19 protein-coding genes are annotated in these 24,393 nt (G+C 65.3%); 7 read left to right on the top strand and 12 right to left on the bottom strand.

The annotated features are described in order from the left end of the window. Positions 1 to 214: 214 nt before the first annotated feature. The 3 genes from ACVMIH_RS33520 to ACVMIH_RS33530 all read right to left on the bottom strand — a co-directional run bounded on the left by ACVMIH_RS33520 (position 215) and on the right by ACVMIH_RS33530 (position 3,815). Positions 215 to 673 carry a carboxymuconolactone decarboxylase family protein gene (locus ACVMIH_RS33520; protein ID WP_057015474.1) on the bottom strand — a complete coding sequence of 153 codons (459 nt, stop codon included), beginning with the start codon at positions 671 to 673 and terminating at the stop codon, positions 215 to 217. 27 nt (positions 674 to 700) lie between these two features. After that, complete coding sequence (locus tag ACVMIH_RS33525) at positions 701 to 2,317, bottom strand: MDR family MFS transporter (RefSeq protein WP_456864744.1); 1,617 nt, start codon at positions 2,315 to 2,317, stop codon at positions 701 to 703. Positions 2,318 to 2,666: 349 nt separating this feature from the next. Then, positions 2,667 to 3,815, bottom strand: coding sequence for an HlyD family secretion protein (locus tag ACVMIH_RS33530; RefSeq protein WP_057015485.1), 1,149 nt, complete (start codon positions 3,813 to 3,815; stop codon positions 2,667 to 2,669). A gap of 143 nt (positions 3,816 to 3,958) precedes the next feature. On the opposite strand from ACVMIH_RS33530, the gene ACVMIH_RS33535 reads away from it, so the two are divergent. The 4 genes from ACVMIH_RS33535 to mctP all read left to right on the top strand — a co-directional run bounded on the left by ACVMIH_RS33535 (position 3,959) and on the right by mctP (position 7,974). After that, entirely contained in the window at positions 3,959 to 4,870 is a 912-nt protein-coding gene (locus ACVMIH_RS33535; protein WP_057015472.1) for a LysR family transcriptional regulator, read from the top strand. A 301-nt stretch (positions 4,871 to 5,171) separates the two neighbouring features. After that, positions 5,172 to 6,143 carry a tripartite tricarboxylate transporter substrate binding protein gene (locus ACVMIH_RS33540; RefSeq protein WP_456864746.1) on the top strand — a complete coding sequence of 324 codons (972 nt, stop codon included), beginning with the start codon at positions 5,172 to 5,174 and terminating at the stop codon, positions 6,141 to 6,143. A 144-nt stretch (positions 6,144 to 6,287) separates the two neighbouring features. Next, complete coding sequence (locus tag ACVMIH_RS33545; RefSeq protein ID WP_057015470.1) at positions 6,288 to 6,473, top strand: DUF3311 domain-containing protein; 186 nt, start codon at positions 6,288 to 6,290, stop codon at positions 6,471 to 6,473. Positions 6,474 to 6,483: 10 nt separating this feature from the next. Further along, complete coding sequence (gene mctP / locus ACVMIH_RS33550) at positions 6,484 to 7,974, top strand: monocarboxylate uptake permease MctP (protein ID WP_057015469.1); 1,491 nt, start codon at positions 6,484 to 6,486, stop codon at positions 7,972 to 7,974. Here mctP and ACVMIH_RS33555 read toward each other — a convergent pair. After that, positions 7,945 to 11,421 carry an indolepyruvate ferredoxin oxidoreductase family protein gene (locus ACVMIH_RS33555; RefSeq protein ID WP_057015468.1) on the bottom strand — a complete coding sequence of 1,159 codons (3,477 nt, stop codon included), beginning with the start codon at positions 11,419 to 11,421 and terminating at the stop codon, positions 7,945 to 7,947. The genes mctP and ACVMIH_RS33555 overlap by 30 nt on opposite strands. A 157-nt stretch (positions 11,422 to 11,578) precedes the next feature. On the opposite strand from ACVMIH_RS33555, the gene ACVMIH_RS33560 reads away from it, so the two are divergent. Further along, a complete protein-coding gene (locus ACVMIH_RS33560) occupies positions 11,579 to 12,034 on the top strand; it encodes an Lrp/AsnC family transcriptional regulator (RefSeq protein ID WP_057015467.1) in 456 nt (151 codons plus the stop codon). Between the two features lie 309 nt (positions 12,035 to 12,343). Here the strand turns inward: ACVMIH_RS33560 and ACVMIH_RS33565 are convergent, their stop codons facing one another. Continuing rightward, a complete protein-coding gene (locus tag ACVMIH_RS33565) occupies positions 12,344 to 12,844 on the bottom strand; it encodes a hypothetical protein (protein WP_456864748.1) in 501 nt (166 codons plus the stop codon). Between the two features lie 57 nt (positions 12,845 to 12,901). After that, positions 12,902 to 13,255 (bottom strand): hypothetical protein, encoded by a 354-nt coding sequence (locus tag ACVMIH_RS33570; protein ID WP_456864750.1) that lies wholly within the window; start codon positions 13,253 to 13,255, stop codon positions 12,902 to 12,904. Between the two features lie 191 nt (positions 13,256 to 13,446). Here ACVMIH_RS33570 and ACVMIH_RS33575 point away from each other — a divergent pair, with 191 nt between their 5' ends. After that, a complete protein-coding gene (locus ACVMIH_RS33575; RefSeq protein WP_057015464.1) occupies positions 13,447 to 14,367 on the top strand; it encodes a LysR family transcriptional regulator in 921 nt (306 codons plus the stop codon). A 54-nt stretch (positions 14,368 to 14,421) separates the two neighbouring features. Here the strand turns inward: ACVMIH_RS33575 and ACVMIH_RS33580 are convergent, their stop codons facing one another. The 4 genes from ACVMIH_RS33580 to ACVMIH_RS33595 all read right to left on the bottom strand — a co-directional run bounded on the left by ACVMIH_RS33580 (position 14,422) and on the right by ACVMIH_RS33595 (position 19,200). Then, positions 14,422 to 15,477 (bottom strand): serine hydrolase domain-containing protein, encoded by a 1,056-nt coding sequence (locus tag ACVMIH_RS33580; RefSeq protein ID WP_245311279.1) that lies wholly within the window; start codon positions 15,475 to 15,477, stop codon positions 14,422 to 14,424. Positions 15,478 to 15,960: 483 nt separating this feature from the next. Continuing rightward, positions 15,961 to 16,746, bottom strand: a complete 786-nt coding sequence (locus tag ACVMIH_RS33585; protein ID WP_057015462.1) for a fumarylacetoacetate hydrolase family protein — start codon at positions 16,744 to 16,746, stop codon at positions 15,961 to 15,963. A 12-nt stretch (positions 16,747 to 16,758) separates the two neighbouring features. Further along, the gene (locus ACVMIH_RS33590) at positions 16,759 to 18,123 is read right to left on the bottom strand and encodes an LLM class flavin-dependent oxidoreductase (protein ID WP_253588116.1); all 1,365 of its coding nucleotides are present in this window, start codon (positions 18,121 to 18,123) and stop codon (positions 16,759 to 16,761) included. 24 nt (positions 18,124 to 18,147) lie between these two features. Next, entirely contained in the window at positions 18,148 to 19,200 is a 1,053-nt protein-coding gene (locus ACVMIH_RS33595) for an Ldh family oxidoreductase (RefSeq protein WP_057015461.1), read from the bottom strand. A gap of 403 nt (positions 19,201 to 19,603) precedes the next feature. Between ACVMIH_RS33595 and ACVMIH_RS33600 the strand changes: the two genes are divergently transcribed. Continuing rightward, positions 19,604 to 23,719, top strand: a complete 4,116-nt coding sequence (locus ACVMIH_RS33600; protein ID WP_057015460.1) for a bifunctional diguanylate cyclase/phosphodiesterase — start codon at positions 19,604 to 19,606, stop codon at positions 23,717 to 23,719. On the opposite strand, the gene ACVMIH_RS33605 is transcribed toward ACVMIH_RS33600, so the two are convergent. Both ACVMIH_RS33605 and ACVMIH_RS33610 read right to left on the bottom strand, forming a co-directional pair. Next, complete coding sequence (locus ACVMIH_RS33605) at positions 23,693 to 24,034, bottom strand: hypothetical protein (RefSeq protein ID WP_057015459.1); 342 nt, start codon at positions 24,032 to 24,034, stop codon at positions 23,693 to 23,695. The two genes, ACVMIH_RS33600 and ACVMIH_RS33605, sit on opposite strands and share 27 nt — an antisense overlap. A gap of 56 nt (positions 24,035 to 24,090) precedes the next feature. Beyond that, positions 24,091 to 24,330, bottom strand: coding sequence for a DUF2171 domain-containing protein (locus tag ACVMIH_RS33610; protein WP_456793727.1), 240 nt, complete (start codon positions 24,328 to 24,330; stop codon positions 24,091 to 24,093). Between the last annotated feature and the right edge of the window lie 63 nt (positions 24,331 to 24,393).

The following is a 24,393-nucleotide window of genomic DNA, read 5'->3' on the forward strand; positions in this document are numbered from 1 at the left end:
AACCCACCGACTTTGCTCACCACGGAGAGAATGGTGGGTTACGCCTTCGGCTAACCCACCCTACGGTCTGCGCATCGCCTTGGCACCGTCACCCTGAGGTGGCCGCTTCTTCAGCGGCCCTCGAAGGATCGACGGCCCGACTTTGGCCGTGCATCCTTCGAGACGCCTGCTGCGCAGGCTCCTCAGGATGACGGGGATGGATCGTCCGCGCTGCTCACGCCGCCGCCTTCGCCTTCACCGGATGCACCGCGCGGAAGCCGATGGCGATCCGGTTCCAGGCGTTGATCGCGCCGATCAGCGTGGTCAGGTTGACCAGCTCGCTGTCCGAGAACTGGGCGCGCACGGCTTCATAGTCGGCGTCGGGCGCATGCGTCTCGGACACCAGCGTCAGCGCTTCGGTCCAGGCTAGCGCCGCGCGCTCGCGCTCGCTGTAGAGCGGGGATTCGCGCCAGGCGTTGAGCAGATAGAGCCGCTGCTCGGTCTCGCCATGCTTGCGGGCGTCCTCGGTGTGCATGTTGATGCAGTAGGCACAGCCGTTGATCTGCGAGGCGCGGGTCTTGACCAGCTCGATCAGCGATTGCTCGAGGCCGCTCGCAGCAATCTGGTTTTCGACCGCGACCAGCGCTTTGATGGTCTCGGGTGCGGCCTGGTAGAAGTTCATGCGGGGCTTCATGGTCGTTCTCCGTGGTTGTGGCTTGGGTTAGTGCGCACCGCCGCCAGCGAGCTGGCCCGGCTTCTTCAGGAATAGTGTCGCCGCGAGTGCGATGATCAGCGCGACGCCGAGCAGGTAGAAGGTATCACTGAAGGCGAGGATGTAGGCCTGCTTCTGCACGACCTTGCCGATCGCCGCGATTGCGCGGTGGGCGGCCGCGGCCTGGTCGGCGACGCCGTGGTTCAAGAAATACTGCGTCAGCTGCTCAATCCGGCTCCGCGTGGCCTGTTCCAGCAGCGAGACCGACTGCATCAGCACGTTGGAGTGATATTGCTCGCGTTTGGTCAGCAGCGTCTGCAGCACGGCGATGCCGACCGCGCCACCGAGGTTGCGCATCATATTGAACAGCGCGGAGGCCGAGCCCGCATTCTCCAGCTCGATGCCCGCGGTCGCAACCGCCGACAGCGGCGCCATCACCAGCGCCTGGCCGATGGCGCGGACGATGTTGGGCCAGAACAGCTGGTCGGTGGCGTAGTCGTTGGTCATGAAGATGTTCATGAAGTTGGAGCCGGCGAACAGCGCGAAGCCGACGCCGATGATGAGGCGCGGGTCGAAGCGCTGCATCAGCCGCGGTACCAGCGGGATCAGCGCGAGCTGCGGCAGCCCGGTCCAGGCCAGCACCATGCCGATCTGCTCGGCATTGTAGCCCTGGATGCGCGCGAGGTACTGCGGCAGGATGAACACCGAGCCGTACAGCGCGATGCCAAGCAGGAAGTTGGCCAGCATGCCGAAGCCGAAATTGCGGCGGGCGAGCAGGCGCAGATTGAGCAGCGGCTTCTCGACGGTGAATTCGACGATCAGGAAGGCGACCAGCGCGACCGCCGCGATGACAGACAGGCGGACGATGAAGGGCGAGCCGAACCAGTCGTCCTTGTTGCCTTCCTCCAGCACGGTCTGCAGCGCGGCGAGGCCGACCGCCATGGTGATGATGCCGAGCCAGTCGCCTTGGCGGATCAGCGACAGCTTCATCGGGCTCGGATCGAGCGAGACGTAGAGCATCGCGATCATCACGGCGCCCGGCACTAGATTGACATAGAAGATGTACTGCCAGCCCCAGTTCTCGGTGAGATAGCCGCCGATGGTCGGGCCGATCGCCGGCGCGAACGTCGCCGACAGCGCGAACAGCGCGAGCCCGATCGGCTGCTTGGCTTTCGGCAGCAGCGTGATGATCAGCGTGAATGCCATCGGGATCAGCACGCCGCCGGTGAAGCCTTGCACCGCGCGCAGCGCGATCATCTGCGGCAGGTCCTGCGCCAGCGCGCACGCCGCCGAGAACACCAGGAACAGGAACGCATTGGTGAGCAGATAGATGCGCACCGAGAACACCTGCGCGAGCCAGCCGGAGAGCGGGATCACCACGATCTCGGCGATCAGATAGGAGGTCGAGATCCAGCCGCCGTCGTCGATCCCGGCGCCGATCGCGCCCTGCACATCGGCGAGCGAGGCGTTGACGATCTGGATGTTCAGCACCGCCATGAACGCGCCGAGCGTCGCCCCGATCACCGCGATCCAGGTTTTCGTGGGGATCGCCGGCGCCGCCGGCGCTGCGGGGGCGGGGAGCGCGGCGGCGTTCGCTGCGTCGGCTGTGGGCTGAAGTGCGGTCATCGAGGTCGTCCTTGCTACCCACACAAGATGTATTAGGCGGCCCGTTTCGATAATCCGAGAAAGACTGGAAGGATTGTCCGGTAGAGGTTGATAATCAACGGCTGCGGCTGAGAGAGCGACTGCGGTTATGGCCACGGCACGACGGCTGCGTTTGGCCTGCGTGCCGTCGACTAGTGAGGTGAGCACGCCTCTCAAGCTCCCTCTCCCGCTTGCGGGGGCTCCACAAGATGACTCGCGGAGAGAGCCCCCACCCGCAAGCGGGAGAGGCGAAGAGGGCGTAGACAGCAAAACGCGATCGACCACCGATGGGTGATCGATCGCGCGGAGCCAGCCGAAGAAGCGTTTGGGCCTATCCGCCGTTCGCCCGCGTCGCCGATGCCAGCCGCCGCTTCTCCTCGCGCTCGGCCAGCACCGTCGCCTTGGTGTTGACGGTCGGGATCGCCGACATGCCCGGGCGCAAGAGGCCGGTGAGGCTCTGATCGTCGAGCACGATCTTGACCGGCACGCGCTGCACGATCTTGGTGAAATTGCCGGTGGCGTTGTCGGGCGGCAGCAGCGCGAATTCGAGGCCGCTGGCCGGCGACAGGCTGTCGACATGACCCTTCAGCGTGGTGCCGCGAAAACTGTCGACCGTGAGCTCGACCGGCTGGCCGTTGCGCACATGGGTCAGCTGCGTCTCCTTGAAATTGGCGATCACATAGACCGCGTCCAGCGGCACCACCGCCATCAGCTGGGTGCCGGCCTGCACATATTGCCCGACGCGCAGCGTGCGGGCGCCGACCGTGCCGTCGACCGGCGCGGTGATCCGGGCGTAGGACAGGTTGAGCTCGGCCTGCTGCTCGACCGCGCGAGCGCGGTCCACCTGCGCTGCGGCCTGGGCGCGCTGCGTGGTCAGCACGTCGACCTTGCGCTGGGCCGCCGACAGCGCCGACTTCGCGTGCTGCAATTGCGCGGTGTTGGCGCGCAGCGCCGCGTCGGTCTGTTGCGCACGCTGAATGGTGCCGGAGCCGGACTTCATCAGCCCGTCGTAGCGGGTCTGCTCTTCCTGCGCGAATTTCAGGTTTGCCTCGGCGGCGGTGACGTCGGCCGTGCTCTGGTCGATGATCGGCTGCTGCAGCTCGAGCTGGGCATCGAGGTTGCGCACCGAGGCGCTGGCGGCGTCGACATCGGCCTTGGCCTGGCCGAGCGCGGTGCGGTAATCGCGGTCGTCGATCTCGGCCAGCAACTGGCCGGCCTTCACCGGCTGGTTGTCGGTGACCAGCACTTTGGCGATGTAGCCCGAGACTTTCGGGGCGATGATCGTGGAGTCCGCCTTCACGTAGGCGTCGTCAGTGGTCTCGAGGTAGCGGCCGGTGGTGACGTAGTCGTAGCCAAAGTCGGCTGCCACGGCGGCGCCGATGATCGCGGCGACCCCGAGCGCCACCCGCTTGACCGCTTTCCGCGATGGGCGGAGGCCGATTTTTGTTGCTTGTTCAGGGACATAAGTAGTGGTCGACATGGCATCCTCCGGGTCGAACATTCGCGTCCTTCCAGAAAGGGCGCCCAGTACGCCCCCTTAGATGCAATGTCCTCCCCGCTGTGATAATCCCGATAAAACTGGAAGCATTATCAAGCCAGCGCTGATAATCCGGACCTTGCCGCATGGATCGCCTGACCAGCCTGACCGCCTTCGTCCGGGTCGTGGACACCGGCGGCTTTTCCGCGGCCGGCCGCAAGCTCAACATGTCCACCACCATGGTGAGCAACCACGTGCAGTCGCTGGAGGACCGGCTCGGCGCCCGGCTGCTCAACCGCACCACGCGCAAGGTCAGCCTCACCGAGGTCGGCCAGGCCTATTACGACCGCTGCGTCCAGATCCTCGCCGACATCGAGCAGGCCGACGACATCGCGGGCGCCCAGCAATCGGTGCCGCGCGGCACCCTGCGCATCTTCACCAACACCCATCTCGTCCAGTTCCTGTCGCCCGCGGTGGCCGAGTTCCTCGCCACCTATCCCGAGGTCAAGGTCGATCTCACGATCGGCGAGCGCAATGCCGATCTGATCGACGAGAACTACGATCTCGCCGTGCGCATGGTGCCGCCGCCGGACTCCAGCCTGATCGTACGCACCATCGCGACCTGGCGCCACGTGCTGTGCTGCTCGCACGGCTATATCGAACAGCACGGCAAGCCAACGCTGCTGGCCGACCTCTCCGCGCGCAACTGCATGCGCCACGCCAACTATCCCTATGGCGACGAGTGGCGCTTCGCCGACCGCAAGGGCACGCCGGCCGCAGTGCGCGTCTCCGGAAATCTGATCTCCAACAGCGGCGAAACCCTGAAGCTCGCGGCGCTGGCCGGCGTCGGCGTCTTCCTCGCGGCCGGCTTCCTGGTTCGCGACGAGCTGGAGTCGGGACAACTGGTCCGCCTGCTGCCCGAATACCGGCCGGTCGAGCTCACCATGAATGCTGTCTATCCGCATCGCCATCATCTCTCGGCGAAGGTCCGCACCTTCATCGACCTGCTGGTCCATCACGCCACCGAGCAGCAGAAGCTGATCAATCCGTATTCGTGAGCGGCGCGGGCGCTTGCGATGATGGCACGCGTGCGCCCTTTATCCACCGTCATCCCCGCGCAAAGGCTTCGCCTTTGTCGCTGGAGGAGCCGCGCAGCGGCGTCTCGAAGGATGCACGGCCCGGCTGCTGGCCGTTCATCCTTCGAGGCTCGCTCCGCTCGCACCTCCAGCGACAAAGGCGAAGCCTTTGCGCGGGGATGACGGGACTAATAGTACGACGTTCCTTCCGCGTCATGACCACCCGGCAGCCGTTGCATAGCCGTTGCGTGTATGAAGATCGCCTCACCTGCCGGGGTCCGTCATGCCGTTTCGTCTCCTCGCATCACTCCTGTTCGCGCTCGCAGCAAACCTGCTGCTGCAACTGCCGGCGCGCGCCGCCTATCCCGACCACATCGTCAAGATCGTGGTGCCGTTCGCGCCGGGCGGCGGCACCGATGTCGTGGCGCGGACGCTGGCGCAGGAGATGCAGAAGGATCTCGGCGTCACCGTCATCATCGAGAACAAGCCGGGGGCGGGCACCATCATCGGCACGCAGAGCGTCGCGGCGAGCCCATCCGACGGCTACACGCTGCTGATGGCGACCTTCGCCAACGCGGTCAATCCGAGCCTCTACAGCAAGCTGCCTTATGATGCGCACAAGGATTTTGTGCCCGTGGCGCTGGTGGCGCGCTCCTTCAACGTCGTTGTGGTCAATCCCGCTTCGCCGATCAAGTCGATTGCCGATCTGATCGCGGCCGCGAAGGCCGATCCGGAAAAGCTGTCCTACGGCACCTATGGCACCGGCACCTCGGCGCATCTCGCCGGCGAACTGTTCAAGTACATGGCCGGGGTCAATCTCACCACCGTTCCCTACAAGGGCGCGGCGCCTGCCATCACCGACCTCTTGGGTGGCCAGATCCAGGTAATGTTCACCACGGTGGCAAGCTGCGCCTCGCTGGTCGAGGCCGGGCAGCTGCGCGCGATCGGAGTGACGTCGGCCGAACGCTCGCCTGCGTTCCCGCAATTGCCGACGGTCTCGGAAGCCGGCGCCTCCGGCTATGTCGCCGAATCCTGGTACGGCCTCTACGTGCCGGCGAATACGCCGACCGACATCATCGACCGCCTCAACAGATCGGCGGCCAAGGCCGTGCAGGCGGAGGCCTTCAAGAAGCTCAGCGTCAATGAGGGCCTCGTGATGGTGGCCTCTCCTCCGGCCGAGCTCGACCGCTACTTTGCCGGCGAGGAGGCGCGCTGGCGCAAGGTGATAAAGGACGCCGGCATCAAGGCCGAATAGGCGGCATGCGCCAGGTGACGATCACATCTTTTTGCGTCGCATTGCCGTAACCGTGATTCTAGACGCAACGGACCGGTTCCTGGATCGTTGCCATGATCAGCGGAACCTCCGCCTTGAGCTATGTCTTGCGTTGAAGAGTAGGCCATGTGGATTCTGTTGCTGCTGCCGTTCATCGGCTTGCTGTGGGTGCCGTTCTATAATTTCGTCGAGCCTTCCCTGTTCGGCTTTCCCTTCTTCTACTGGTACCAGCTCGCCTGGGTGCCGATCTCCTCGCTCTTGATCTGGCTGGTCTATCGCAGCCGTCGGCCCGATACCGACGAGCCGCGGTGAGGGGACAGCCATGACCGATCACATCGCCTGGGTGGCGCTCTCCGTCTTCATCTTCTTTTTCGCGCTCGTCACCGTGATGGGCTTCTTCGCGGCGCGCTGGAAATCCGGCCCGGTCAGCGAGCATCTCGACGAATGGGGCCTCGGCGGTCGCCAGTTCGGCACCTGGATCACCTGGTTCCTGGTCGGTGGCGATTTCTACACCGCCTACACCGTGATCGCGGTGCCGGCGCTGGCCTACGCGGTCGGTGCCTACGGCTTCTTCGCGCTGCCCTACACCATCATCGTCTATCCCTTCGTATTCGCGGTCATGCCGGTGCTGTGGAAGAAGGCGCATGCGAACGGCTACGTCACTGCCGCCGATGTCGTCCACGGCGCCTATGGCTCGCGCGCGCTCGAGCTCGCGGTGGCGCTGACCGGCCTCGTCGCGACCATGCCCTACATCGCGCTGCAGCTGATCGGCATGGAGGTCGTGATCAAGGCGATGGGGCTATCAGGAGAGCTGCCGATCATCGCCGCCTTCGTCATCCTCGCGCTCTATACCTATAGCTCCGGCCTGCGGGCGCCGGCGCTGATCGCCTTCGTCAAGGACATCATGATCTACATCGTGGTGCTGACCGCCGTGGTCGTGGTGCCGGCAAAGCTCGGCGGCTACGGCGCGGTGTTCGCGGCCGCCAACGACGCCTTCACGGCCAAGGGCGGCGCCACCGGCCTGACGTTGAAGCCCGGACAGTATCTGCCCTATGCGACGCTGGCGCTGGGCTCGGCGCTCGCCGCCTTCATGTATCCGCACACGCTGACCGGCATCTTCGCCTCGAAGTCGGCGGATACCATCCGCAAGAATGCGATCCTGCTGCCGGCCTATACGCTCTTGCTCGGCCTGATCGCGCTGCTCGGCTACATGGCCTATGCCGCCGGCATCAAGGTGACCTCGCCGAACGACGTGGTGCCGATGCTGTTCAAGACGCTGTTCCCGGAATGGTTCGCGGGCTTTGCGTTCTCGGCGATCGCGATCGGCGCGCTGGTGCCGGCGGCGGTGATGAGCATCGGCGCCGCCAACCTGTTCACGCGCAATGTCTGGAAGTCCTACGTCAACCCGGACATCTCGCACGCCGGTGAGGCGTCGGTGGCGAAGATCACATCGCTGGTGGTCAAGGTCGGTGCGCTCGCCTTCATCTTGTTCCTGCCGACGCAATATGCGCTCGACCTGCAACTGCTTGGCGGCCTCTGGATCGTGCAGACGCTGCCGGCGCTGGTGTTCGGGCTGTTCACCGTCTGGTTCCGCGCCGAAGGGCTGCTGCTCGGCTGGGCGGTCGGCATCGGCTGGGGCACGTATACGGCGTGGAGCAACGGGCTGAAGCCGCTCGCCAGCATCTCGCTCGGCGATGCCAGCTACAGCTTCTATGTCGGCCTCGGCGCGTTGCTGCTCAACATCGTCGTGGCGGTGCTCGCGACTGTCGTGGTCGGCCTGATATCACCCGCCAAGCGCCGCGCGGCGGCCTGAGCCGTCGCCTTGGTCTGACGGGGCGGAGGCAAGTCGCGCGGTGAGCCGCGCAACCTCCGCCCTGGTCTTTTCGATCGCGGCGTCTTTCACCGACCCATAGCCGCGGATCTCCATCGGCGCCTTTGCCAGCGCGACGAGATCGGGCAGCCGTGCCTCGTCGAGCTTGCCGAGCATGGTCTCGATCAGCGCCTCATACCAGGTAATCAGCTCGCGCTCGGTGCGGCGCTCCGCGGCGTAGCCGAACAGGTCGAAGGGTGTGCCGCGCAGCCCTTTCAGGCTCGCGAGCAACCGCAGCGGCGTCTGGATCCACTGTCCGAACGCGCGCTTCCTCGGCCGTCCCCGTGCATCGCGCCGCGCTGGCAGGAACGGCGGCGCAAGGTGATATTGCACCGTGAAGTCGCCGTCGAATTCCTGGCTGAGCTCGTCGAGGAAGCCGCTCTGCATATGCAGCCGCGCCACTTCGTATTCGTCCTTGTAGGCCATCAGCTTGAACAGCGACCGGGCCACGGCGTCGGTCAAGGTCTCGCTGCTGAGCGCCACTTCGGCGCGACGCACGCGGTAGATTGTCGCCCGATAGCGCGCGGCATAGGCCTCGTCCTGATACGCCCTGAGGAAATCGGCGCGCCTCGCGATCACCTGCTCCAGCGTCTCCGGGTCATCGGCCGCAGCACCGTCGGCCTTCGGCAAGAACTCCGGATCGGCGAAGGCGATCCGGCCCCAGGCCAGCGCCTGCCTGTTGCGCTCGATGGCGACGCCGTTCAATTCGATCGCGCGCGTCAGCGCCTCCAGCGAGACCGGCACCAGGCCCTGCTGCCAGGCGAAGCCGAGCATCATGATGTTGGCAAAGACGCTGTCGCCGAGCAGCCGCTCGGCCAGCGCGTTGGCGTCGATCATGGTGAGGTTGCCCGACCCGATCACTCGCTCGATCGCGCGCAAGCGAACCGGCGAGGCGAGGTCGGCATCGCGAAAGCGCACCACGTCGCCGGTCGGCATCTCGGCGATATTGACCGCGGCGCGCATTCCCTTGCGATAGGTGCCGGATGCTTTTGCCGACGAGCTCACCACGAGGTCGCAACCGATCAGCGCGTCAGCCGCGCCCTGGTCGATCCGCACCTGATGCAGCGCGTCGGGCGTAACCGCCAGCCGCAGGTAGCTCAGCACGGGGCCGAACTTCTGCGCAAAACCGGTGAAGTCGAGCACCGAGACGCCGCGGCCCTCGAGATGCGCGGCCATCGCGATCAATGCGCCGACTGTAATGACGCCGGTGCCGCCGACGCCGGTGACAAGGAGATCATAGGGCCGCTCCAGTCCCGCAAGCTCCGGTACCGGCAGCGCGGCTGCGCGCGCCAGCGGATCGATCGCGCTCGCGCTCTTCGCCCGCCGCTTGCCGCCCTCGATGGTGACGAAGCTCGGGCAGAAGCCGTTGAGACAGGAAAAGTCCTTGTTGCAGGTTGAGAGGTTGATCCGGCGCCTGCGGCCGAACGGCGTTTCCTTCGGCTCGACGCTGAGGCAGTTGGATTCCACCGAGCAGTCGCCGCAGCCCTCGCAGACGAGGTCGTTGATGTAGGCGAAGCGCGCGGGATCCTCGATCGTGCCGCGCTTGCGCCGCCGCCGCTTCTCGGTGGCGCAGGTCTGCTGATAGATCAGCACGGTGACGCCGGGAATTGCGCGCAGCTCGCGCTGCACGGCATCCATCGCCTCGCGCGGATGGATGGTGACGCCGGCGGGCAGATCCGCCGGCGAGAAATGCGCGGGATCGTCCGACACCAGCGCGATCCGCGCGACGCCCTCGGCGCGGACAGAGTGCGCGATCGCCTGCACGCTGACCGGGCCGTCGACCGGCTGGCCGCCGGTCATCGCCACCGCGTCATTGAACAGGATCTTGTAGGTGATGTTGGCTTTCGCAGAGATCGCCTGCCGGATCGCCATCGAGCCGGAGTGATAGTAGGTGCCTTCGCCGAGATTCTGGAAGACGTGGCTGTTGCCGGTGAATTTCGATGACGCCGCCCAGTTGACGCCTTCGCCGCCCATCTGGATCAGCGACGAGGTCTCGCGGTCCATCCAGCTTGCCATGAAATGGCAGCCGATGCCGGCCAGCGCCTTGGAGCCCTCGGGCACTTTCGTCGAGGTGTTATGCGGGCAGCCCGAGCAGAAATACGGCGTACGGGTCGCGCCCGGCACCGCGATCATGCGGTCCTGTTCGGGCACCAGCGCGGCAACGCGGCGAGCGAGTTGCAATTCCGGAAACATCGGGTCGAGCCGGCGCGCCAGCACGTCGGCGAGCATGCGCGGCGACAATTCGCCGGTCCAGGAGATCAGCCGCGCGCCGCTCTCGTCATGTTTGCCGACCATCCGGTCCGGCTTGGCGCCGGGATAGTCGTAGAAATACTCCTTGAACTGGCTCTCGATGATGCCGCGCTTCTCCTCGACCACGAGGATCTCGCGCTTGCCTTTCACGAACTCCATCGCATCGTGCAGCGCCAGCGGCCACACCATGCCGACCTTGTAGATGTCGATGCCGAAGCGGCGGCACGCGGCTTCATCCAGCCCGACTAGCCGCAGCGCCTCCATCAGATCGAGATGCGCCTTGCCCGTGGTGACGATGCCGTAGCTCGCATCCTTGATGTCGTAGATGTGGCGATCGATCGGATTGGCTTTCGCGAAGGCGTAGACCGCGTGCTTCTTCGCCTCCAGCCGTTCCTCGATCTGCGGGCCCGGCAGATCCGGCCAGCGATAATGCAGGCCGCCGGGCGGCGGCACGAAATCCGGTTGCACGAAACGGCGCGGCGGCCGCAGCTCGACCGAGGCGCCGGACTCCACGATCTCCGAGATCGCCTTGAAGCCGACCCACATGCCGGAGAACCGGCTCAGCGCGTACCCATACTCGCCGAATGCGAGATATTCGCCGATATCGGCCGGATGCAGCGTCGGCATGAACCAGCTCATGAAGGCGACGTCGGACTGATGAGGCATCGAGGACGACACGCAGCCATGGTCGTCGCCCGCGACGACGAGCACGCCGCCACGCGGCGAGGAGCCATAGGCATTGCCGTGCTTCAGCGCATCGCCGGAACGGTCGACGCCGGGGCCCTTGCCGTACCAAAGGGCGAACACGCCATCGACCTCGCGATCTCTTTGCGTCTCGACCTGCTGCGAGCCGAGTACGGCGGTCGCCGCGAGGTCCTCATTCACCGCGGGCAGGAATTCGATGCGGCTGTCCTTGAGCTGCTCGCCGATCTTCCACAGTTCGAGATCGACGCCGCCGAGCGGCGAGCCGCGATAGCCGGAGATGAAGCCCGCGGTGTTGAGACCGGCAGCGCGGTCGCGCCGCGCCTGGTCGAGCACGATGCGGACGATCGCTTGCGTGCCGGTGAGGAAGACGCGGCCGCGGTCGCGGCTGTAGCGCTCGGACAGCTGATAGGCGTCGAGCAACGGCATCTGGCCCATGACTTACCTCTCCGGGATTCGCGATGTCTGATCCGACAAGGCTATGCCTGTGGGCGTGGTAGGTCTTACCTATCCATTCATTTGTCGCGGAAAAATCGGCAGGATATTGCTGAGAACGATGTAGTTCGGTAGGATCTACCAAATCGAGGGCCTCGCAATGGTCGAAGAGCAGGACGAGAAAATCCTCGCCGAACTGCAGAAGGACGGCCGCGCCACCAACCAGCAGCTTGCGGAAACCGTCGGGATGTCGACCTCGGCGTGCTGGCGCCGGGTCCGTGCGCTGGAAGAGTCCGGTGTCATCTCGGGCTATTCGGCGCTGGTCGCGCGCGAGCGCGCAGGCTTTGCGACCTCGGCGATCCTGCACGTTTCGCTCGAGCGCCACGACGTCAAATTCGTCGACGAGTTCGTCGCGCGGGTGATGAAGCGCCGCGAAGTGCTGGAATGCTTCGCGACCACCGGCGACGCCGATTATCACCTGCGCGTCGTGGTGCGCGACATGGACGCCTACAACAAATTCCTCGACGAGTTCATGTTCCGCATCCCAGGCATCCGCCACGTCCGTACCAACGTGATCCTGAAGGAGATCAAGACCGGCGTGGCGTTGCCGTTTTGAAGTGATGTGTCTGACGACGATGATGGGGCCGCGCGCTCAATTTTCTGTCCCGTCACCCTGAGGAGGCCGCGTAGCGGCCGTCTCGAAGGGCGAACGGCCACCAGCCGGGCCGTGCATCCTTCGAGGCTCGCCCAGCGGCGCAAGTGCGCCGCGAGGCTCGCGCCTCCAGCGACAAAGGCGAAGCCTTTGCGCGGGGATGACGGTCGAAGTAGTCGGTAGGATCGGTAGAGCGAAGCGAAACCCATCATGGTGCCGCGGGTTGGAAGCGATGGGTTTCGCTGCGCTCTACCCATCCTACGAGGATACCGGTCATGCTGCCTGTTCTGTCGACTTGGTCTTCAACAGAATCATGAACACCATGACATGGCTGACCAGCAGCAGCGGCACATAGAGCGCCGGAATGTAGATGCCGGCGCCGAACAGGCCGGGATCGCCGATCTTCACGCCGTTGTAATAGGCATTGAGCAGATCCAGCGTGCCCCAGACGTTGAAGACCCAGACGATCGGAATCGCGATCGCCCACCGCCAAGACAGCGCAGCCATCGCAAGCAGCGCGAGAACGGCGGCGACGAGATCGCCCCATCCGACCTCGCTGGCGAAATCCGCGCTCAATTGCGGCGACACGAACCCGGCCACCATGAAGTTCATGCCCAGGAACCTGAACGCATGGAACGCTGCGAGCAGCCGGAGCGCGTTGTCACGCGGCATCGCGCGGAGCGCCGGCCAGACGTAGGTGACGGCCACGACGGCACTTGTCAGAAGCCCGCCGGCGACGCTGAGGACGAATGGAAGATTGAAGCCCGGGGGCATCGGCGGATTCCCTTGTTGTCGATCGGTTCGGTTGGCTTGCGTTCAGGACCTTGACGCTCAGGGCTTGGCGACGAGCAGGCGGAGCGGCAGCAGCGGGCCGACCCCGATGTACTCGTGATCCATCAGATCGAGCTTGGACAACGGCAGCCCTTCCATGATCGCGTGCGCCTCGGATACATCCTTGGCGTCGAGCAGAAAGACCACGCCGCGCCCGTCGGAGCGCGAATACCATTCGCGAATCTTGCCGTTGAGATAGAGCTGCACGGTCTGCCGGATTTCGTCCGGCATCACGGCCATCACCTGATCGCGGGTGACGCCGGCTTTCGCAGTGAGGATGACCATCACGCCTGCGGTGATGGTGGAGGCGGCTTGTGCCTGTACTTGGGCTTGAGCAGGGGAGGGAGCGGTCATGATGGTGGCGCCTGTCAGAGTGAGGGTGAGAGCCAGGATTGTGTGACGGATTGCTTGCATCGGTCGCATGTCTCCGTTCACGACGGATGTCGTGATGTCGCGTGAGCAGCGCGCGTCGCGTTGCTGCTGCTTGTGGCTCCGATGTAAGGCAGCTTTCCGCGAGCGACTATTCGCGATAATGTTCACGGGCCATGAAGCAGAACTTCACAGTCCGGCAGGGCGCGCTCGACGGCGTCGAGGCATTCCTTGCCGTCGCTCAGCACCGCAGTTTTCGCCGCGCGGCGGCCGAGCTCGGCGTCACGCCATCGGCGATCAGCCAGGCGGTGCGCGCCCTCGAGGCGCGCCTCGGCGCAGTGCTGTTCATCCGCACCACCCGCAGCGTCGGACTGACCGACGCCGGCGAACGGTTTCTGGCGCGCGCAAGACCGGCATTCGAGGAGCTGGTCGCAGCGAGCGGGGCGGCGCGCGAGCTCGGGCAGAAGCCCGCCGGACTGTTGCGTCTCACCGTGCCGCGCTCGGTGGTGCCGATCCTGCTCGAGCCGCTGATCGCCTCGTTCTGCAAGGCCTATCCCGAGATCGAGGTCGAGCTCGCCGCCAGCGAGGAATTGGTCGACCTCGCCGCCGGCGGCTTCGATGCCGGCATCCGGATGGGCCAGTTCATCAATCCGGACATGGTCGCGGTGCGCCTGACCAAGCCGTTCCCGTTCGCCATCGTCGGCAGCCCGGACTATCTCGCGCGCCGCGGCCGCCCCAAGCGCCCGGACGATCTGCGCGAACACGCGTGCCTGCGGCTCCGGCGGTCGAACGGAGGGCTCGCGCCGTGGTCGCTGAACGACAATGGCCGTTCGATCGAGCTTGCCGTGTCGGGATCCTTCATCGGCCATGATTTTCCGACGCTGGTCGGCGCCGCCATCGAAGGCGTGGGCCTCGCGCAAGTCCCCGCACCGCTGATATCAGGCGCCGTCAAGGAGAAGAAGCTCGTCCGCGTGCTGGAGCCATTCGCGCCGACGACGCCGGGCGTGTTCCTCTACTATCCCGGCCATCGCCAGATCATGCCGAAGCTGCGCGCCTTCATCGATCACGTGAAGAGCAGGCCGCGGGCCGCGCGGTGAGGAGAGCCCGGATTTGCATTGCTCGTTCACGTCATCTCGGAATGACGGGAGGGTCTAGGCGCGCTTCTGAGGATGCCAGTCAGGCACCGTCTTGACCATGTGCCAGACCAGCAGGTCGAGGGCGCGGGTCATGCCTTCCCGCGACCTGGTGTTGGTGAACGCCGACCAGCAGAAATCGCCGCTGGTTCGCACCGAGATCGTCGTCGTTCCGTCCAGGAGGCCGCTGTGCCACCAATTATTGTTCGCGGTGACGAACAGGCCCTTGGCGTAGCGGGGGTTGATGGCGCTGGGGGTGCTCATGACGCGGAGGCTGTCGTCGGTCAGCAGCTGCTCAGTGTCCTTGAAGCCGTCGATATGGACGAACAGCGTCGTCAAATCGCCCGGCGTCGCAATCCAGCCGCCGTGCGAATCCATCCGGGCGACGTTCATCCGGTACGGATCGCCGGTCTGGCTGTAGTATTTCACTTCGTTGCTTGCGCGCTCGCCCAGCGTATTGCCGGCAATCTGCATGTCGGTGATGCCGCATCGCTTCAGGACGGCGTCCTTGATGTATTGCTCGTAGCTCTGGCCGCTCAGCTTTTCGATCACGCGGCCGAGGATGCAATAGCCGAAGTTCGAATAGGCATAGGCTTCGCCTGGCGGACTGGTGAGCGGCATATGCTCCAGCGTCCAGCCGATCAGTTCGCGATGCTTCAGGTTCTGGTTCATGAACATCGGATCGCGAGACTGGTTTCCCCAGGTCCCGGTGGTGTGGGTCAAGAGATGCTCGACCGTGATCTGCTCGACATGGGAGCGAGACGAGCCGGGTGGCATCAAGCTTGGCAGCGTGGGTGTCGTCGGATAGTCCTTGCCGAGAATGGAGCTTGCGCCGAACACATAGTCGCCGAGCCGCAATTTGCCGGCCTCGATCAGGGTGAAGATCCCGGTCGAGGTCACAGGCTTCGATATGCTCGCGATCCGGAAGCGGTGTTGCGGGGTCAATGCTTCGCCGGTCTCCCGATCCGCAACCCCGAACGCCTCGACATAAGCCGGCTTTCCCTTGATTGCGATCGCGATCGAAAGACCCGGTACATCGTAGTCCTTCATGAAGTCGGCGGCCAGGTCAGCCATCTGCTTGCGTTGCTCCGACGTCGGAAGCTCCGCGGGCTGCCCGGCAAGGGCGGTCGACGGCCCGCAAACGATCCCTGCGGCCGATAGCAGGGAGCCCTGAAGCAACGTTCGGCGTGAAAGTGGCATGGCTGACTTGTCTGATGAGTGCGCGCGGACCTTATTGCGCTTCGCCCTGTGTTGTCACGATGCGAACGGCTATGTGATCACGTCACGATGGCCCGTCGGGCAAATGATGTCGCGAGAATGCGAGTGTGTGATCCACCAGCGGCGCCACAAACTCGCCGTCGTGCCGGCGAAAGCCGGGACGACAAATGGAGAGAGAAGCGACCCGGTCCATCACCGTCATGCTGAGGTGCGAGCGCAGCGAGCCTCGAAGCACGACGGCCCGGCTCTCGACGCAAGGATGGAGCGGCGGCCGTGCATCCTTCGAGGCTCGCTTCGCGAGCACCTCAGGATGACGGCTCTAAAGTGGTGCAAGCCGCCTCACACCTTCTCCCTCACGAACCTGTTCCGCAGCGTGCCGATGCCGGTGATGTCGATCTCGACCACGTCGCCGTCCTTCAGGTCCGGCGAGGCGCCGTCGGTGCCCATCCAGATCACGTCGCCGGGCGACAGCGTGAAATATTTGGTCAGTTCGACGAGGAACGGGACGATGCCGAAGATCATCTCGTTGGTGTGGAAGCGGCCGGTTTCCTTGCCGTTGACGCGGATCGCGGTCTCCATGCGGTCGAGGTCGACATCGGTCTCGATCCACGGACCCATCGGCTTGAAGGTATCGGCGTTCTTGGCACGCCACAGTCCGCGATCGGCCTTCTGCCAGCTGCGTTCGGAGACGTCGTTGCCGATGGTGTAGCCGAACACGCAGTCCATCGCGTTGGCCTCGGTCAGGTGCTTGGCGGTCTTGCCGATCACGACGACGAGCTCGCCCTCGTAATGGATCTTCTCGGTCGCGCTCGCGGGGATCACGACGTTCTCGTCATGGGCGATCAGCGCGTTCTGCGCGCGGTAGCCGATCTCGGGACGATCGGGAACGTTCGGCACCGTGCCGGCCTTGTCGGCGGCTTCTTTGAGGTGTTTCAAATAATTCAGCCCGACGCAGTAGAAGGTGCGCGGGATCAGCGGCAGCTCGATCTTGACGTCCTTCAACGCATGCGTCTTCGACGTCTTGCTCCATTCACCGAAGGGATCGCCATTGACGGTGGTGACGGCGTCGCCCTCGACGAGGCCCCAAGACGTAGTGCCTGCGGCAGTAAATTTCAGCCAGCGCATGATGATGTCCCTCTATTCCGCGGCCTGCGCGCGGGTCTTCCAGGCGCCCGCGGCCGGGCGCTTCAGTCCGAGATTCTCGCGCAGCGTCGTGCCGGCGTAATCCTTGTGGAACAGCCCGCGCTTCTGCAGTTCGGGCACCACGTGGTTGACGAAGTCGGCATAGGAGCCCGGCACGTAGCTCGCCGCGACGACGAAGCCGTCGCAGCCGCGATTGACAAACATCTCCTCCAGCCGGTCGGCGATCTCCTTCGGGCCGCCGACCATCGCGTCCTGCACCTGGCCGCGGCCGGAGAAGGTGATGAAGTCGCGGGTCGAGGGATTGGTCTTGCCGGAGGTGCGCAGCACGCCGTCGCGGATGCCGAGCATGCCTTGCATGCCCTGCAACTCCTCGGTGGTTAGCGGCTCGTCGATCGGTTTGGCGCCGAAATCGAAGTTGAGGCCTTCGGCGAGCAGCGACAACGCGTCGATCTCGAGCGGCAGCTTCTGGATCACCGCCATCCGGTCCTCGGCCTCGGCCTTGGTCGCGCCGGTGACCGGCGTGATCAGATTGCAGAGGAACATCTGGTCGGGATCGCGCCCGGCCTTGGCGGCTTCGCCCCGGATCGCGTCATAGCCCTGCCTGGCATTGGCGAGGTTGCGCGCCGCGGTGAAGATCACCTCACCCCAACGCCCGGCAAAGCGCTGGCCGCGGCCGGAGGCGCCGGCCTGGATCACGACGGGATGGCCCTGCGGCGAGCGCGGCACCGTGAACGGGCCGCGCGAGGTGAAGAATGTGCCCTTGTGGTCGAGCCGCTTCACCTTGGTCGGATCGGCGAAGCGGCCGCTCTTCTTGTCGATCAGCAGCGAACCGTCTTCCCAGGCGTCCCAGTGGCCGAGCACCACCTCCATGAACTCGTCGGCGCGGTCATAGCGATGGTCGTGCTCGAGATGCTGCTCGCGGCCCATGTTGAGCGCTTCGCCGTCATTGACCGACGTCACCACGTTCCAGGCGGCGCGGCCACCCGTCATCAGGTCGAGCGTGGCGAAACGGCGGGCGACGTCGAACGGCTCGAAATAGGTGGTGGAGGCGGTCGAGGCGAGGCCGAGCTTGGTGGTGACCATGCCCATCGTGGTCAGCACCACGATCGGGTCCATCTTCACGCAGCGGATGCCGTATTCGACGGTGTGGGCGTGATCGTTGCCGTAGCGATCGGGCATTGCGAGGCGATCGTCGAAGAACGCCATGTGGAACTTGCCGCGCTCCAGGATGCGCGCGATCTCCTGATAGTAGTCCGCCGACATCGAATCGTCGCGCGATTCCGGGTGACGCCAGGAGCTCGGCAGGTTGGTGCAGTTCTGCGCCTGCAAAAAGCCAACCAGCGCCATTTGCCGTGTCATGTCGTTCTCCTGTGTCCGCAACTATCAGCGAAGGTCGAGCTCATCGGTGAGCTTGTAATCGGCGGCGAGCGCCTTGAGCTTGTCCCAGGTCGCATCCTCGATCTCGATGCCGTCCTTGCGCCGCTGCTGCTCGCGCAGATATTCGATCTCGCCGGGATAGAACACGCCGCGGCTCCCTTCCGAGGGCGGCGTCGATTTCAAATAGCGGGCGAAGTCGGCGACCTCCTTCCTGAAGTCCATGAGCGGACGGAATGCGGCGACGTTGAACACCGCCATGAAGCAGCCGTCGTTGTGTCGGCCGGTCGGCTCGACGCCGAAGCCGAGCCCGGTCAGGAGGCCGCACAGCACCTCGATCATCGCGGCAAGGCCCGAGCCCTTGTAGCCTTCGCTGCCGCCGAGCGGCAGCAGCGCGCCGCCCTTGCGGTAGTCTTTCGGGTCAGTGGTGTCGCGCCCCTCGGCATCGATGATCCAACCCTTCGGGATGCTCTCGCCACGCGCCACCGCGAGCTGGATCTTGCCGGCGGCGACTGCCGAGGTCGCCATATCGAGATAGAATGGCGCCTCGAGGTCGGAGGGCACCGCGATCGAGAGCGGGTTGGTGCCGAGCCGGGCCTCGCGGCCGCCGAACGGCGCCACGTGCTTCGGCGAGCGGCCGGAATCGGCGGCCGCAATCCCGATCATCCCCTCGCGCATCGCCATCATCGGGTAGTGCGCCAGCCGTCCGACGTGGCTTTGGCGGAACACCGTGCAGGCCGCGACATTGGCGGTCTTCGCCTTGTTGATGGTCATCTCCATCGCCTTGGCGTTGACGTGGAAGCCGAAGCCCCAATGACCGTCGATCACGGTCGTGGTCGGGGTCTCCTGCACGATGGTCCATTTCGCGCCGGGCACGATGTGGCCGGCCTTGATGCGGTCGATATAGGTCGGGATTGCGATCACGCCGTGGGAGTCGTGGCCGGCGAGGTTGGCGTTGACGCAGCCGGAGGCGACTGCGCTGGCTTCCTCCTCCGATGCGCCGGCACCCTTGAGGAGTGCCGCGCCGATGCGCGTGAGACGGTCGGCCTGGACGATCGGCATGGGATTTTCCTCGCGGTCTGCCCGCGTGATGCGCGGGTCGTGCTTGCTGTTGTCGACGTCATGCTCTCAAAGCGCCGAGGGGCGAGCAAGGGCAGAAAAATCCGGGCGGCCATACCGCCAGCAGGGTGCTCGCCGCCGCGATTTCACGGAGTGGAACGGGCGCGGTCGCGATGCGGAATTTGGCTGCTCGGGCGGCGCGAGCAGGACGTCCATCCGCGCCTCGCCACCCTCCGCCTCAGGCTGGCACACCGGTGTCCGTAATATCCCGGAAAACCGCCGCCGGCGTTCGTCAGCCGTTTACTTTGTCGTGCAACTTGCCGGATACGCTAACCACCACTTAGGCCTCTCGCGGGCAATGTTCCCTGCCAGATTGGAGGGGTTGGCCCCCGGGCCTTCAGGAATCGTGCAGTCGAGCATCGGGCGTACCTTCGCGGCGTTGAGTGCCACCAACGAAGCGATCCTGTACGCGAAATCACCAGAAGAATTGTACGGCAAGGTCTGCGAAGCCGCGTTCTCGAGCGGGAGCTTCCTGGCCGCGACCGTGTTTTTGCTGGAGCCGGATACCGGTCTCTTGAGGTTCGCGGCTGGCTACGGCGACGATGTCGCGCGACTATGCAGCATCACCATTTCCGCGATCGCCAACACCCCGGAGGGCGAAGGCGTGGCCGGCCGCGCGTTCCGCGACCAGAAGGCCTGCGTCCGCAACGACTATGTCAACGACGCTGTTTCGGCGGCTTGGCGCAGCGGCGCGGCAGCGGCCGGCGTCGGGGCGGCCGCCGCGGTGCCGCTGGTTTGCAACCGGCGCAGCGTCGGCGTCTTCATGGTGACGCGGCGCGAGATCAATTCGCTCAGCGACGAGGCCGTTTCGCTGCTGGAGCGCATGGCCGCGAACGTGTCCTTCGCGCTCGATAATTTCGACCACGAGGCCTCGCGCAAGAGCGGCGAGCGGGCGATGCGTCGGCTCAACCGCATGTTCGGTGCGATCAGCGCAACCAACGAGGCGATCCTTCGCGCCAAGACCGAGCACGATCTCTATCAGCGGGTCTGCGATGCCGCGGTGTTCAGCGGAAAGTCCTTCGCGACGGTGGTGCTGCTGGCCGAACCCGACACGCACTGGTTCGAGCCTGTCGCCGGCACCGGCGAGGCGCTCGACCTGATCACCCAGACGCGCTTCTCGACCGATCCGGACAACGTCTACGGCAAGGGGATTTGCGGCGAGGCGTTCCGGACCCAGCGGCCCTGCGTCGAGCACGACATCCCGATATCGATGGGCCCGTCGCATATGCCGATCGGCGGCAGCGGCCTGATGGCCTGCGTGGCGCTGCCGCTCACCCGGTTCGGCAAGAGCGTCGGCGTCCTGATTTTCTTCACCGGCAATTCCTGGGCGCGTGACGAGGAGATCATCGCGCTGCTCGCGGGGATCGCCGAGAATGTCTCGGTCGCGCTCGACAATTTCGGCCGTGCCACCGAAAAGGCCAAGGCCGACGCCGAGCGCGAGCGGCTGTCGCGGATGTTCGCGGCGCTGAGCGCGACCAACGAGGCGATCATGCGCGCGAGGTCGCGGCTCGAGATGTTCGAGCTGGTCTGCGCGGCGGCGGCGCATGGCGGCGGATTCAACTCCACCAGCATCCTGATCGCGAAGCCCGGCGACGATTTCCTGGAGATGATGGCGGTCGCGGGGCCTACCGCGGCAAATGCGCGCCGCCTCAACGTCTCGCGCAGCGAGGCTCGCCCCGAAGGGCGCGGCGTCTGCGGCCGGGCGTTCCGCTCGCGGCGCGCCTGCATCAACAACGATTTTCTGGGCGACGTCGCCAGCAATCCGTTCCGCGACGTCATCGACCGCGAGGATGCGCGATCGGGCGCGGCGTTCCCGTTGATCGTCGACGACGAGCCGGTCGGCGTGATGCTGTTCATCTCCGCCAAGCGCAACACCTTCTCGGCTGAATTCGCCGAGCTGCTGCAGCGGCTCGCCGACAACGTCTCCTATGCGCTCGGCAGCTTCGACCGTGCCGACGAGAAGGCGCGGACCGAGGAGCAGAAGGAGCGGCTGCGGCGGATGTTCGCGGCGCTGAGCGCGACCAACGAGGCGATCATGCGGGCGAAATCCCGCAGCGAACTGTTCGATCTGGTCTGCGATGCCGCGGCGGTCGGCGGCCAGTTCGTCTCGGCCACGATCAGGCTGGTGCGGCCGGGCGAGGTCTTCCTGGACAATGTGGCCGCCTCGGGCCCGGACCGGGTGCGGGCCCGAGAGGTTCAGCTGTCGGCCGACGCGACGCGTCCGGAGGGACAGACGCTGACCGGCGTTGCGATCCGCACGCGCAGGCCCTGCATCAGCAACGACTATCTCAGCGATTTCGGCCCCGAATCGCACGTCTATCCGGCGGTGCGCGACAGCGGCAGCAAATCGGGCGCAGCCCTGCCGCTGCTCAAGAACGGCGAGGCGATCGGCGCGCTGGTGTTTCTCTCCAGCGAGTTCGGCACCTTCAGCCCGGAGATGATGGCGCTGTTGCAGCGGCTTGCCGAGAACGTGTCGTTCGCGCTTGCCAATTTCGATCGCGCCGACGAGAAGGCGCGGGACGACGAGCAGAAGGAGCGGCTGTCGCGGATGTTCGCGGCGCTGAGCGCGACCAATGAGGCGATCATGCGGGCGAAGTCCCGCGCAGAATTGTATCGACTGGTCTGCGCGGCGGCGGCGACCGGCGGCAAGTTCACCTCGACCACGATCGCGCTGGCGCAGACCGGAAGCGACTATCTGCGGATCGTCGCGATTGCGGGGCCGGCGGCGGAGGGCGCGCGCCAGGTGACGCTCTCGACCAGCGAGGCGCACCCCGAGGGGCGCGGCGCCTGCGGTCGGGCGTTCCGCTCCGGCAAGGCGTGCATCATCAACGACTATTTTGCCGATCCCGAGACCGCCGCTTTCCATGAGCGCGCGCGGCTCGATGGAACGCAGTCCAGCGCCTCGTTTCCGCTTGTTGTCAGCGGGCAGGTGGTCGGGGTCATGATCTTCGTCGCGATCGACAAGGACACGTTCACGCCGGAGTTCGCCGAATTGCTGCAGCGCCTCGCCGACAATCTGGCGTTTGCGCTCGAGAGCTTCGATCGCGCCGATGAGAAACACAAGGCCGACGAGCGCATCGAATATCTTGCCTCGCACGACAGCCTGACCAATCTGCCCAACCGCGAGACGTTCAACGAGATGCTGCATCACGCGATCTCGGCGGCGGATCGCCATCGCCGGCAGCTCGCGGTGCTGTTCATCGATCTCGACCGCTTCAAGGTGATCAACGACTCGCTCGGCCACGACGCAGGCGACATGCTGCTGGTGGCGATCGCCGAGCGGCTGCGTGGATCGTTGCGCGCGAGCGACGTGGTGGCGCGGCTCGGCGGCGACGAGTTCGTGGTCATCCTCGAGGAAACCGCCGAACGCGACGACGTCGAGCGCATCGCCGGCGATCTTCTGGTTTCGCTCAGCCAGCCGCTGCAGCTCAGCGGGCATGAGTGCCACACCACGGCCTCGATCGGCATCGCGATGTATCCGGCCGATGGCTCGGACGTGCAGACGCTGACCAAGAATGCCGACATGGCGATGTATCTCGCCAAGGAAGACGGCAAGAATGGCTTCCGCTTCTTCTCCAACGAGATCAGGGCGCAGTCGATCGAGCGCTTGACGATGGAGAGCGCATTGCGCCGCGCACTCGAGCGCAAGCAATTCTCGCTCGACTATCAGCCCAAGGTGGACATGGCGAGCGGGCAGATCAGCGGCGTCGAGGCGCTGCTGCGCTGGACCCATCCCGAGCTTGGCAAGGTATCGCCGGGGCAGTTCATCCCGCTTGCCGAGGAGACCGGCCTGATCGTGCCGATCGGCCGCTGGGTGTTGAAGGAAGCCTGCGGGCAGAACATGGCGTGGCAGCGCTGCGGCCTCAGGGCCGTGACGATGGCGGTCAACCTTTCACCGCGGCAGTTCGGCGATCCGAACTTGCTCGACGACATCGACGCGGCGCTGGAGGAGAGCGGCATGTCGCCGGCGTTGCTCCAGCTCGAGGTCACCGAGAGCATGGTGATGCGCAACGTGACGCGTGCGGTGCGCGTGCTCGACGCGATCCAGAATCGCGGCATTCGGCTGGCGATCGACGATTTCGGCACCGGCTATTCATCGATGTCGCTGATGAAGCAGTTCCCGATCGACACCATCAAGATCGACCGCTCTTTCGTACGCGACCTGCCCAATGATTCCGAGGACGTCGCGATCGCGCAGGCGATCATCTCGCTGGGCAAGGCGCTTGGCATGACCATCGTCGCCGAGGGCGTCGAGACCTCCGAGCAGCAGGAGTTCCTGCGCGCCCATGCCTGCGACGAGATGCAGGGCTTCCTGTTCAGCCGGCCGCTGCCGCCGCGCGATCTCGCCGAATTGTTGAAGCCGTCGCAGGCAGAGGCGTCGCCGCCGTTGCAGCCGTCGCTGGATGGCGAGGCGACCAGCGTGGCCGGGCCGGATCTAGGGCGGAAACGCGCTGTCGTCTGACGGCTGCACGGGCAGGTCGCGAACGTCGGAATCGGTTGATTCGACCTTGCGCGAGAAATCATAGGGCCACGGCAGGATGTCCTGGCCGGCCAACGTCTGGCGCAACACAACGGCAGCCTCCGCAAAGCTCGCGCCGTCGGCAAGGCGGAGCTGGCGGCTCCAGGCGGATGGCAGCGGTTCGGCGGCATCGCGCATCTCGAATGCCGGCCCCCACCACCAGGCCGGCGCGGGCGGCCGTTCCGGTTCCGCAATGGCGCGCCAGCGCGCGAACTCGTCGACGATGCGGGCAAATTGCAGCTTGGCGGCGGGATGCATCGAAGGCCCTTCCTTGGGCCGGGATGATAGCATCGCTCCCACCCCGCGCAACGCGGCTATTGGCGGCCGTGCTGCCAATGCGCCGTCACGTCGGAGCCCGATTTGTTGAGGTGGACGTGCTGGTCGACATGGTCGACCCAGGACAGCGGAATGAAGTGATGGTGCCGACCGTCAGGCGAGCTTTGCTTGGTCAGCTTGATCTGGTCGGTGCCTTCCATGTGGTCCACCTTGCCGACCGTTTTCTTGTCCGACGAGATCACATCCATATGTTCCCGAATATCAGCGGCGTTTGCCATGCGTCATTTCCTCGTCATGATGATGAGGGGATGAAACGCCGCCTGGATGCAAAGGTTGCTAGC

This window comes from Bradyrhizobium sp. USDA 4503, assembly GCF_054055815.1.

Bases quoted from the DNA above. Each gene is read 5' to 3' on its own strand.
- ACVMIH_RS33570 (WP_456864750.1), bottom strand. From the start codon at position 13,255: ATGACCGCTCCCTCCCCTGCTCAAGCCCAAGTACAGGCACAAGCCGCC.
- ACVMIH_RS33560 (WP_057015467.1), top strand. From the start codon at position 11,579: ATGGTCGAAGAGCAGGACGAGAAAATCCTCGCCGAACTGCAGAAGGAC.
- ACVMIH_RS33525 (WP_456864744.1), bottom strand. From the start codon at position 2,317: ATGACCGCACTTCAGCCCACAGCCGACGCAGCGAACGCCGCCGCGCTC.
- ACVMIH_RS33610 (WP_456793727.1), bottom strand. From the start codon at position 24,330: ATGGCAAACGCCGCTGATATTCGGGAACATATGGATGTGATCTCGTCG.
- ACVMIH_RS33530 (WP_057015485.1), bottom strand. From the start codon at position 3,815: ATGTCGACCACTACTTATGTCCCTGAACAAGCAACAAAAATCGGCCTC.
- ACVMIH_RS33575 (WP_057015464.1), top strand. From the start codon at position 13,447: ATGAAGCAGAACTTCACAGTCCGGCAGGGCGCGCTCGACGGCGTCGAG.
- mctP (WP_057015469.1), top strand. From the start codon at position 6,484: ATGACCGATCACATCGCCTGGGTGGCGCTCTCCGTCTTCATCTTCTTT.
- ACVMIH_RS33585 (WP_057015462.1), bottom strand. From the start codon at position 16,746: ATGCGCTGGCTGAAATTTACTGCCGCAGGCACTACGTCTTGGGGCCTC.
- ACVMIH_RS33540 (WP_456864746.1), top strand. From the start codon at position 5,172: ATGCCGTTTCGTCTCCTCGCATCACTCCTGTTCGCGCTCGCAGCAAAC.
- ACVMIH_RS33555 (WP_057015468.1), bottom strand. From the start codon at position 11,421: ATGGGCCAGATGCCGTTGCTCGACGCCTATCAGCTGTCCGAGCGCTAC.
- ACVMIH_RS33545 (WP_057015470.1), top strand. From the start codon at position 6,288: ATGTGGATTCTGTTGCTGCTGCCGTTCATCGGCTTGCTGTGGGTGCCG.
- ACVMIH_RS33580 (WP_245311279.1), bottom strand. From the start codon at position 15,477: ATGGCTGACCTGGCCGCCGACTTCATGAAGGACTACGATGTACCGGGT.
- ACVMIH_RS33590 (WP_253588116.1), bottom strand. From the start codon at position 18,123: ATGACACGGCAAATGGCGCTGGTTGGCTTTTTGCAGGCGCAGAACTGC.
- ACVMIH_RS33535 (WP_057015472.1), top strand. From the start codon at position 3,959: ATGGATCGCCTGACCAGCCTGACCGCCTTCGTCCGGGTCGTGGACACC.
- ACVMIH_RS33605 (WP_057015459.1), bottom strand. From the start codon at position 24,034: ATGCATCCCGCCGCCAAGCTGCAATTTGCCCGCATCGTCGACGAGTTC.
- ACVMIH_RS33595 (WP_057015461.1), bottom strand. From the start codon at position 19,200: ATGCCGATCGTCCAGGCCGACCGTCTCACGCGCATCGGCGCGGCACTC.
- ACVMIH_RS33520 (WP_057015474.1), bottom strand. From the start codon at position 673: ATGAAGCCCCGCATGAACTTCTACCAGGCCGCACCCGAGACCATCAAA.
- ACVMIH_RS33565 (WP_456864748.1), bottom strand. From the start codon at position 12,844: ATGCCCCCGGGCTTCAATCTTCCATTCGTCCTCAGCGTCGCCGGCGGG.